The following is a 10,424-nucleotide window of genomic DNA, read 5'->3' as shown; positions in this document are numbered from 1 at the left end:
ACTTTAGCTGCAGAAATTCAACCACTGGCAACGTTTCGCTTGCATTAAAACAATTGAATCATTGCTTGATTAAACGTCTGCAAGATGGACAGTCATCCACTCCTGCAGGCGCCCTCACAAGATACCTGCGCATACTTTCAAAGAACTTCGAATCAGGCCTCAGCGCCATCTTCGTAGGCTGCGACGTTTCCGTCGTAGCGAGCCGCCCATTATAGCCGACTTTTTTGCCTCGTCAACACCTTTTTTCGAGGCGGTTGATTCAGCGGCTTCTGCGTAAGGCCCGAGGGCTTTTCGTTGAAGCAAGCCGCACATTATGCGCAGGCTTTTGATCTTCGTCAACAGCTTTTTGAGGAGGCTGTTGACGACGCTTTTCGGTGCAGCCACTGGTGTGACGGGCGCCGTGAAGCAAGGGAGCGAATTCTAGACATCTTTGTGAAATGTGCAATGCATTTCTGTGACATCGCGACAAATCGGCCGCTGGCGCCAGATCCGGCAAGGTCTGCCCGGGCAACTGCGCTGTTCGCCAGTCCTGGTTTCCCAGTCCCGTGAGTCCGCATAGGGATGCTGGGCCACAATGCGGGTTGCTACCCTCGCTGCTGACCATGACCGACTCCGCATCGCGCTCGTTCTTCCGTGACCTTTCATTGCCGGCCGTCATTGCCGGGTTCATCACGGTGCTGGTCGGCTTCGCCAGCTCGGCGGTGATCGTGTTCCAGGCGGCGCAGCGCGTGGGCGCCGGGCAGGCGGAGATCGCTTCCTGGATGTGGGCGCTGGGGATCGGCATGGGGGTGACTTGCATCGGCCTGTCGCTGCGCTACCGGATGCCGGTGGTCACGGCCTGGTCCACGCCCGGTGCGGCGATGCTGGTGGTGGGCACCACCGTCCTGCCGCTGTCCGATGCCATCGGTGCATTCGTGCTGGCCGCGGTGATGGCGGCGCTGGCCGGCTTCTCCGGGGTGTTCGAAAAAGCGATGCGGCGGATTCCGGTATCGCTGGCCTCGGGCATGCTGGCCGGCGTGCTGCTGCGCTTCGGGCTGGATGTGTCTGTCTCGGTCGGCACGCAGCCGCTGCTGGTGCTGGTGATGTTCGCCACCTATCTGGGTGGACGCCGGTGGCTGCCGCGCTATGCGGTGATCGCCACCTTGCTGGTGGGCGTGGCCATCGCCGCCGGCCAGGGACTGATGCATATGGAGCAGGTGCAGCTGCAGCTGGCGTTGCCGGTCTTCACCGTGCCGACGCTGTCGTGGACGGCGGTGTTCGGCATCGCCCTGCCCCTGTTCATCGTGACCATGGCCTCGCAGAACGTGCCGGGGGTGGCGGTGCTGAAAGCCTCCGGCTATGACGCGCCGGTCTCGCCGGTGGTGGGCTGGATCGGTGTGACCAATACGCTGCTGGCACCCTTTGGCGGCTACGCACTCAATCTGGCGGCGATCACCGCGGCGATCTGCATGGGCCGGGATGTGCACGAAGATCCGGCGCGCCGCTATACCGCGGCGGTCAGCGCTGGCGTGTTCTACCTGGTGATCGGCCTGTTCGGTGCGACCGTGGCGGCCGTGTTCGCCGCATTCCCGAAAGAACTGGTGGCAACGCTGGCCGGTATCGCGCTGCTGGGCACGATCGGCAACAGCCTGGCCGTGGCGCTGAAGGAGGAAACCGAACGCGAGCCGGCGCTGGTGACCTTCCTGGTCACCGCCTCGGGCCTGTCGCTGGCCGGCATCGGCTCGGCGTTCTGGGGGCTGGTGGCCGGCGTGCTGACCCTGCTGGTGCTGCGCCGGCCAGCCGCCGCCCGCTGACTGTCATCCGGCGGCAGCTCCCCATATAGAAAAGAACCGCCCCGCTCCGGCATGCGCGGGGCAGATGCCGGCTTACAGCGCTTTGACCTCCAGCACCTGCTTGAGGACATGGCGCCCGCCCGGCGCCAGTTCGATCACGTCCGGGCCGGCGTTGGCCGCTTCGACACAGACGTAGTTGCGCCACGCCGCGCCGATGTCCTCCATCTTCGCCGCCGCCACTTCGCCGGCGTTCCAGACCACCGCGGTGCGGCTGCCACTGGTGCTGATGGCGATCGCCCGCTGGAAGCCGGGGTCACGCAGCACATAGCGGCCACCGGCCTGGGTGTACAGACGATCGCTGCGGCCCGGGTCGCGCGGATCGCGCAGGTTCCAGTCGCCGCGTTGCACATGGGCGTTGCCGCCATCGAGCTTGTCCAGATAGGTCAGGCCGTCCAGGCCGCTGACCTCTACCTGCAACGCATCGCTGACGTTGAAGTAGTTGTGCAGCGCCTGGGTGAAACTGACCGGCTGGCTGCCCCGGTTCTCGGTGACCAGTTCCTGCTCCAGGGTGCGGCCGATGCGCAGGACCATGTGCATGCGCAGATCCAGGTTGTCCATCACCGGCGGCGCCAGGGTCAGCACCATGCTGCCATCGGCTTCGCGGCGGGCCTCGCGCAACTCCCAGGCAACGGTACGGACGAAACCGTGCGCAGGCACCTCGTTGCTCTGCCCCTGACGCGAGAAGTATGGCCAGCACACCGGCGCGCCGCCGCGGATCGGCGTGGGCGGCTGTCTGGCGCTGGGCGACAGCCACATCACGTCCTGGCTGCCGGTGGGCACAAAGGACAGCAGTTGGCCGCCGAACACGCTGATCGCGGCGGTGGAGAACGGCGTTTCCACCTTCCACGCGGTGAAGCCGTTGAAATCGCCTGTGCTCAGGCCCTGCACATCCTTCATTGAAACGCTGCTCCGTACGATCGGTGACTGGACAAGTTGCGGGTAGTTGGCCGGCAGGCGGAACGCCGTGGGCGATGCCGGTTTGGCAGCGCGGAGCGCCTGCAGGATGCGGGTGCCGGCGCGGCCATCGGCGTTTTTCCAGCCCAGGCGCTGCTGTTCGGTCTGGATGGCGCGGCGGGTGGCGCTGCCGACCATGCCGTCGGCGGCGCCAATGGCGTGGCCGCGGGCCAGCAACAGGGTCTGCAGTTCCCGCCGCTCCTCGCGGCCGATACCCGGGTCGTCGGTCGGCCATGCCGCCTTCAGGCCGCTGCCGCCGCGCAGGCGGTCGGCCAGCGTGGCGATGGCCAGCGCGTAGCTCTCGGCGGCGTTGTAGGAATAGATCGCGTCGTAGTTGCGGAACACCAGCAGCGCCGGACCGCTGGTACCGGCCGGCAGCAGCAGCGCGGCATTGGCATCGTCGGTGATCGCCGGCACCTGCAGCGGGGTGCCGTCGACGCCGGTGATGCCCAGCGCGCGCCAGTTGGCCAGCGGCTTGCGCTTGGTGCGGCCGGCCAGCGCCGCGTTGAAACCGGCCGGAATCCGCACTTCCACGCCCCACGGCTGGCCCGTCCGCCAACCGGCCTGCTTGAGGTAGTTGGCGGTGGAGGCCAGCGCGTCGGGAATGCTGGCGACCAGATCGCGGCGGCCATCGCCATCACCATCCACGGCGATGCGCGCATAGGTGGACGGCATGAACTGGGTATGGCCGAACGCGCCGGCCCACGAGCCGGTCAAGCCCTCGGCCTGCAGGTCACCCTGGTCGATCAGTTTCAGCAGCGCCAGCAGCTCCCCTTTGAAAAACGGCTGGCGGCGGCCGTTGCAGGCCAGCGTGGCCAGCGACTGCAGCAGCGGGCGCCTGCCGAACACGCGGCCGTAGTCACTCTCCACGCCCCACACCGCGACGATGGTGGCCGGGTCGACCCCGTATTGCACGCTGACCTGATCGAGCAGCGCGCGATGCTGCTGAAGCTGCGCGCGTCCGTCCGCAACACGCTGGCGATCCACCAGAGCCGCCAGATAGTCCCAGATCGGCGTGGTGAACTCGGGCTGCGCATCGAGCAGCGGCAGCACTCCAAGGTCCGGGGTGATGGTGGTGAACACCTGTTCCACGCGCTCGGCGCCAATACCCTGCGCCACCGCCGCGTTCTTGAGCCCGACCCCGCAGCTGCCGAAGTCGGCGATACCCGCCGAAGCGGTGGCAGCCAAGCCCCACGCGCCCAATCCCAGCACTACGGCAATCGCTCTCATCGGCAGTTCCTGACAGACGGGGGCTGTCGATCATAAACGCGGCGCCGCGATGCGGTGCCTTCATTGCCATTGCAACAGCCGCAGGCCATAGCTGCAGGGCTGCGCGGTCCAGTGCGCCACCACGCGCAATCCGGCGGCGGCGGCCAGCGCGGCGAAACGGGCATCGCTGTATTTGTGGCTGTATTCGACCTGGATGGGCTCCCCCGCGGCGAAATCGAAACGCTGGCCGGCCACCTGCACCCGCTGCGCGACCTCGCTGACCAGTTCGGTCTGGATGCGCTCGTGCAGCGGGTCGTAGTGGGCGCGATGGCGGAACCGGTCCAGCGCGAAATCGCTGCCGATCTCCCGATTCAGGCGTTCGAGCAGGTTGAGCGTGAACGCGGCGGTGATGCCGGCGGCATCGTTGTAGGCCGCTTCGATCCGGGCCGGCTCCTTGACCAGGTCGATGCCGACCAGCGCCAGCCCGGTTGCGCCCATGGTCCGGTGCATGCCGCGCAGCAGCCGCACCGCCTCGCCATCGGTGAAGTTGCCCAGGGTGGAGCCGGGAAAGAACAGCAACGTGCGCCGCGCCGGCTGTTGCGGCTGCGGCAGAGCCACCGCATCGGTGAAATCGGCGCATACCGGCAGCATTTCCAGTGCCGGGAAATCGCCAGCCAGCGCATGGATGCTGGCCACCAGTGCCGCCCGCGAGATCTCGATCGGGGTGTAGGCCACCACCTCGGGCAGCGCGCGCAGCAGCAACCGGGTCTTGCGGCCGCTGCCGCTGCCGTATTCGACCACCCGCGCCTGCGCTCCCACCTGCTGCGCGATCGCCGGCAATTCGCGCTCCAGCAATGCCAGCTCGGTGCGGGTCAGGTAGTACTCCGGCTGGCGGGTGATCTGTTCGAACAGCGCCGAGCCGCGCGCGTCATAGAAGTATTTCGACGGCAGGGTCCTGGGCCGCTGCGCCAGCCCGGCCAGCACCTGCGCGGTGATCGTGCCGCGGTCGGGAGTCAGGTCGGTCAACGCGGCCAGTGCGGCCTCGGCGCCGCTCATGCGCCATCCCGGGCCAGGCGCAGGCCGGCGAACTGCCAGCGCGCGGACGGCGCGAAGAAATTGCGGTAGCTGGCGCGCACATGGCCGCGGGCGGTGGCGCAGCTGCCCCCGCGCAGCACGTACTGGCCGCACATGAACTTGCCGTTGTATTCACCCAGGCTGCCCGGCAACGGCCGGAACCCCGGATAGGCGGCATAGGCGCTGCTGGTCCACTCCCAGACATCGCCGAACAGCTGCACTGGCCCGCTGCCGGTGGCGGCCGCCGGGGTGCAGGGATGCAGGTGGTCGTCATCGGCGAAATGGCCGGCCGGCGGCACAGTGGCCGCCGCGGCCTCCCATTCGAACTCGGTCGGCAACCGCGCACCGGCCCAGCGTGCGTAGGCGTCGGCCTCGTAGTAGCTCAGGTGGCAGACCGGCGCATGCGGGTCCAGCGCGCGCCAGCCGCCCAGGGTGAACTCGCGCTGGCAATGCGCGTCCCAGTACAGCGGCTGTTGCCAGCCTTCGGCCTGGCACAGCTCCCAGCCCTGGCTCAGCCAGCAACCGGGCTCCCGGTAGCCGCCGGCTTCGACAAACTGCCGGTACTCGTGGTTGTTGACCGGGCGATTGGCCAGCCGGTGCGCGGCCACCAGCACCCGGTGCCGCGGCGATTCGTTGTCGTAGGCGAAGGGCGCATGCTGCGGCCAGGCCGGGGCGCCGATCTCGACGATGCGCTCGGCATTGTCGATCCAGCCCAGCGGCAGCGCGGCGCTGGCCGGCACCTGCAGTTGGCGGTAGGCCGGTTGCAGCGGATTGGACCACAGCGCGTGCTTGATGTCGGTCAGCAGCAGCTCCTGGTGCTGCTGCTCGTGCTGCAGGCCCAGGATCAGGTGGCGGCGCGCCTGGGCGTCCATCGACCCCTCGTCAAAGCGGGCGGCGATGCGCGCATCGACCGCGGTGCGGTAGTCGAGCACCTGCGCCAGTGACGGCCGCGACAGCAGCCCGCGTCGCGCCCGGGCGTGGGCCGGGCCGATGCTCTGGTAATAACTGTTGAACAGCACCTGCCAGTGCGGCTGCAAGGGCTGGTAACCGGGCTGCGCGGCCAGCACGAAGTGCTCGAAGAACCAGCTGGTGTGGGCCAGATGCCATTTGGCCGGACTGGCGTCGGGCATGCTCTGCAGCATCGCATCTTCGGCCGACAGCGGCGCGGCCAGGGCCACGCTGCGTGCTCGCACGGTGGAAAAACGCTGCGCCAGGGTGGCGGGCACGGCGCCGGCGGTGGTCGAACGCAGCAACGCGGCAGTGGAGATATGCATCGGCCCGAGCTTACGGACACGCGGTTAGCGCGATGTCATGGCCGCCACACGCGGCGCCGTGCTCAGACCACCGCGTCGCGGTAGTACCAGCGCCCGTCGATACGCTGGAAACGGCTGTGCTCGGCCATCTTCACCGCGCTGCCGCCCCCCACTTTGTAGCGCGCGACAAAGTGCACCTCGGCGGTGTCCGCACCGGTGACCACAGGCTGTTTGACGCTCAATCCCAGCCACTGCGTGCGCTGGCCCGGATCGTCATCCAGCGACAACTGCTGCGGTCGCGTCTGCGGATGCCAGCTGGCCAGCAGGTAATCGACGTCCTGCAGCACATAGGCGCTGTAGCGCGAGCGCATCAACGCTTCGGCATCGGGCGCGGCCTGGCCGGCGTGATACGGGCCGCAGCAGCGGCTGTAGGCGGGGCCGCGGCCACAGGGGCACGGCGTGGTCGGGGAGATCTGCATGCGCGCATTTTCCCATTCCCCGGCACCACGCTCCAAGCGGCGTCGCTGGCAACGGCTGCGCGTATCCTGTCGCGCCCTGGTCAGGAGTCGTCATGCTGGAACTGTTGCCGCCGGAGCTGCCCTGGCTGCTGCTGATCGCCTTCATCGCCGGGCTGGTGGATGCGGCGGTCGGCGGGGGCGGCCTGATCCAGCTGCCGGGGCTGTTCACCGCCCTGCCGCAGCAGTCCCCGGCCGCGTTGCTGGGCACCAACAAGTTCAGCTCGGTGTTCGGTACCGGCGTTTCGGCATGGCGCTACGCCCGTTCGATCCGCATCCCGTGGCGGCCGGTGCTGCTGGCTGCGGCCGCCGCGTTCGCCTGTTCGTTCCTCGGCGCCACCGCGGTGAGCCTGCTGTCCAAGGATGCGGTGCGACCGCTGGTGCTGACCCTGCTGATCGTGATGCTGGGCTACACGCTGGCCAAGAAGGAGTTCGGCGCACTGCACACGCCGCGCCAGGTCGGCCGCCGCGAGCTGGGCATCGCGCTGCTGATGGGCGGGGTGATCGGCTTCTATGACGGCTTCTTCGGCCCCGGTACCGGCAGCTTCCTGATCTTCCTGTTCGTGCGCTTTTTCGGCCTGGATTTCCTGCGCGCCTCGGCCGCCTCCAAGGTGGTGAACCTGGCCACCAACCTCGCCGCGCTGGCGTTTTTCGTGCCCAGCGGCAATGTGCTGCTGGCGCTGGCCATACCGATGGCCGCAGCCAATGTCAGCGGCGCGCTGGTGGGCACCCGGATGGCGCTGCGCGGCGGCACCCCGGTGATCCGCAAGCTGTTCGTGGCGCTGGTGGTGGTGCTGATCGCGCGCATGGCCTGGGATATTTTCACTGTCTGACGACAGAAGCTGCTGGACCCTGAATCCAGGGCCACCGCCTGATCCCGGCACCGCAGCGTGCAGCAGCGTGCGCGCCAAGCCGGTCGCAGTATTCCTGTCCACGGACGCACCGCGCAGATGAAGAACCGGCACCGCATCGCTTTTCTGCTGCTGGCGTGCGGCGCGCTGCTGGCCTGCGTGCCGGTGGTGTACTCCCTGCAGCAGGCGCGCAAGCAGGCGCTGCAGGAAAAGTACGCGATGCTCGATGATCTGACCCTGCGCATGGAGGGCCAGGTGCGTTCGATCCGGGATCTGCTCGCGCTGCTGCGCCAGGAAATGGAAAGCAGTGGCGATACCCCGTGCAGCGCTGGCGGGATCGCCCGGCTGCAACGTTTTGGACTGCGCTCACAGGCGGTGAAAAGTTCGCTGTATCTGTCCGGAGGGAAGGTGGAGTGCTCGTCCGGCGGTGCGTGGTTGAGCAACCTGTTGCAGGGCGCCCCCAGCATCGTGGAATCCGACGGCACCGCCATCTATACCCAGGTGCAGGTGCCCGGGGTCGCTGAAAACCGTTATGTGGTGGTGGAGAACAACGGCTATGCGCTGTTGATCTACCCGGACGGGCTGATCGCACCGTTCGCCCGCCCGGATGTCGCCCTGGGCCTGTTCAATACCCGGACGCACCGGTTTGCCGCCAGGGCCGGAAAGCTGCAGGACCGGTGGGCCGGTCCGTTCGAGAACGGACAACACTATGAACGGTTCCTCGATGAGGACAGTGACTCGCTGGTGGTCAGGCGGGTCGTCCTCCCCGGCGGCACCGCGGCGGTCGCCGCCACCCCACGCGCGTCCATCGATACCCGCATGGCCCAGTTCGCCCGCTGGTTCATCCCGCTGGGTATCACCGCCGGCCTGGTGATCTTCGCCATTGCCTACGGGCTTACCCGTCACCGTTTCTCCGCCCGCGCCGAACTGCTGCACGCGCTGCGCAAGAGCCAGCTGTTCCTGCTCTACCAGCCCATCTTCGAGCTGCCGACCAATACCTGCATTGGCGCCGAGGCGTTGCTGCGATGGCGCCATGAGGACGGCGCGGTGGTGTCGCCGGACCGTTTCATTCCGGTGGCCGAGGATTCGGGGCTGATCCAGCTGGTGACCCGACGGGTGATGGAACTGGTATGCAAGGACCTGACGCCGTTCCTGCGGCGCAATCCCGACTTCCACCTCAGCATAAACCTGTCCCCGCAGGACCTGCAGTCGCCCGACACGGTCGGGCAGATCGAGCAGATGATCCGGACGATCGGCCCGGGGGCAGGCAAGTTCGTGATCGAAGCCACCGAGCGCGGCCTGCTGGAACAGGAGAGCACGCTGGCCGTGGTCAACGCGATCCGGGCGCTGGGCGTGGAAGTGGCGATCGACGATTTCGGCACCGGCTACTCCAGCCTGGCGTATCTGACCACCTATCCGTTCGACATCCTCAAGATCGACAAAAGCTTCACCTGCACGGCCTGCACCGACTCGGTGACCAGCCAGGTGGCGCTGCACATCATCGAGCTGGCCAACACCCTGGGCATGCGCACGCTGGTGGAGGGCATCGAGACGCCGGAGCAGGCCGAGCTGTTCCGCAGCAAGGGCGTGAACTATGGCCAGGGTTACCTGTTCGGGCAGCCGATGACCGCCGCGGAACTGGTCAATTTCGTGCCGCTGCATTCCACCCCGGACCAGCACCGCGGCGCGCCCTGAGTCGCCCACGCCCGTGCCTGGCTTGATTTGGCTCAATGCGGCCGCGCCGGGCCGCGCGCATGCTGGCACGGTCGCGGGAGTTCCGCGTTCTGGAGTTCGCGCAACATGTCCCTGGATCTTTCCGGCAAGATCGCCGTGGTCACCGGCGCCGCCTCGGGAATTGGCGAGGCGGTGGTGCGGCAGCTGGCCCAGGCCGGCGCGCAGGTGCTGGCGGCCGATATCGACGGCGATGCCGCCGCCGCGCTGGCCACCGCGCTGGGGCCGCAGGTGCTGCCGTTCGCCATGGATGTCAGCGATCCGGACGCGGTCCGCCACATGGTGCGGCACTGCGTAGAACGTTTCGGCGGCCTGCATCTGGCGGTCAACAACGCCGGCATCGGCGGCGCCAGCCTGGAGACGGCCGACTACCCGCTGGACGAATGGCACCGCGTGCTCGGGGTCAACCTACACGGCGTGTTCTATTCGATGAAATATGAGATTCCGGCCATCCTCGCCACCGGCGGCGGCGCCATCGTCAACATGGCCTCGATCCTGGGCAGCAATGGCTGGGCCGGCTCGGCGGCCTATGTCGCGGCCAAGCACGCGCTGGTGGGCATGACCAAGAGCGCGGCGCTGGAGTATTCCGCGCGCGGGCTGCGCATCAACGCCGTCGGCCCGGGCTTCATCGACACCCCCATGCTGGACGGCATGGACCGCCAGGCCTATGCCGGCCTGGTGGCCCTGCATCCGGCCGGGCGCCTGGGTACCGCCGACGAGGTCGCCGCGCTGACCTGCTTCCTGCTCTCGGAAAAAGCCTCGTTCATCACCGGCAGCTACCACCTGGTCGACGGCGGCTTCTCCGCCCGCTGATCTCCGCCGGCGGGTGCGCGGGTGATGCCGGAAGCCGCTACCTCAATTCACCTTTGTCACAGCCAAGTGATTGATCTGGCGGAATTTCCACGGTCGACAGGACAACGAACGGACAAGGCGTGGCCACCCCTTGTCCACCGCTAACGGAACGTTTACAAGGAGCCCACGCCCGTCGTCCCGACCGGCGAGATA

General features: G+C 67.6%; 8 protein-coding genes. 4 read left to right on the top strand and 4 right to left on the bottom strand.

Going from position 1 to position 10,424, the window contains the following annotated elements:
• The first annotated feature begins 602 nt into the window (after positions 1-602).
• A complete protein-coding gene (locus tag ACVOMH_RS11445) occupies positions 603-1,793 on the top strand; it encodes a benzoate/H(+) symporter BenE family transporter (protein ID WP_481522344.1) in 1,191 nt (396 codons plus the stop codon).
• Between the two features lie 72 nt (positions 1,794-1,865).
• Here ACVOMH_RS11445 and ACVOMH_RS11440 read toward each other — a convergent pair whose 3' ends face one another.
• From ACVOMH_RS11440 to ACVOMH_RS11425, 4 genes are all read right to left on the bottom strand, one after another.
• Positions 1,866-4,016: a lytic murein transglycosylase gene (locus ACVOMH_RS11440; protein WP_481552026.1), complete on the bottom strand. Its 2,151-nt coding sequence runs from the start codon at positions 4,014-4,016 to the stop codon at positions 1,866-1,868.
• 60 nt (positions 4,017-4,076) lie between these two features.
• Entirely contained in the window at positions 4,077-5,051 is a 975-nt protein-coding gene (egtD, locus tag ACVOMH_RS11435) for an L-histidine N(alpha)-methyltransferase (RefSeq protein WP_481552025.1), read from the bottom strand.
• Positions 5,048-6,343: an ergothioneine biosynthesis protein EgtB gene (egtB, locus tag ACVOMH_RS11430; protein WP_481552024.1), complete on the bottom strand. Its 1,296-nt coding sequence runs from the start codon at positions 6,341-6,343 to the stop codon at positions 5,048-5,050. Before egtB ends, egtD begins: the two co-directional genes overlap by 4 nt.
• 62 nt (positions 6,344-6,405) lie before the next feature.
• Positions 6,406-6,801, bottom strand: a complete 396-nt coding sequence (locus ACVOMH_RS11425; protein ID WP_481552023.1) for a YchJ family metal-binding protein — start codon at positions 6,799-6,801, stop codon at positions 6,406-6,408.
• A gap of 92 nt (positions 6,802-6,893) precedes the next feature.
• On the opposite strand from ACVOMH_RS11425, the gene ACVOMH_RS11420 reads away from it, so the two are divergent.
• The 3 genes from ACVOMH_RS11420 to ACVOMH_RS11410 all read left to right on the top strand — a co-directional run bounded on the left by ACVOMH_RS11420 (position 6,894) and on the right by ACVOMH_RS11410 (position 10,232).
• A complete protein-coding gene (locus ACVOMH_RS11420; RefSeq protein ID WP_054659554.1) occupies positions 6,894-7,670 on the top strand; it encodes a sulfite exporter TauE/SafE family protein in 777 nt (258 codons plus the stop codon).
• Between the two features lie 117 nt (positions 7,671-7,787).
• Positions 7,788-9,383, top strand: coding sequence for an EAL domain-containing protein (locus ACVOMH_RS11415; RefSeq protein ID WP_481552022.1), 1,596 nt, complete (start codon positions 7,788-7,790; stop codon positions 9,381-9,383).
• A 105-nt stretch (positions 9,384-9,488) separates the two neighbouring features.
• Complete coding sequence (locus tag ACVOMH_RS11410; RefSeq protein ID WP_481552021.1) at positions 9,489-10,232, top strand: SDR family NAD(P)-dependent oxidoreductase; 744 nt, start codon at positions 9,489-9,491, stop codon at positions 10,230-10,232.
• The last annotated feature ends 192 nt before the right edge of the window (positions 10,233-10,424 follow it).

The sequence above is a fragment of the Stenotrophomonas sp. STEN013 genome, assembly GCF_056760355.1.
The sequence above is the reverse complement of the archived record's forward strand: the minus strand, read 5'-3'. Positions and strand labels throughout refer to the sequence as shown.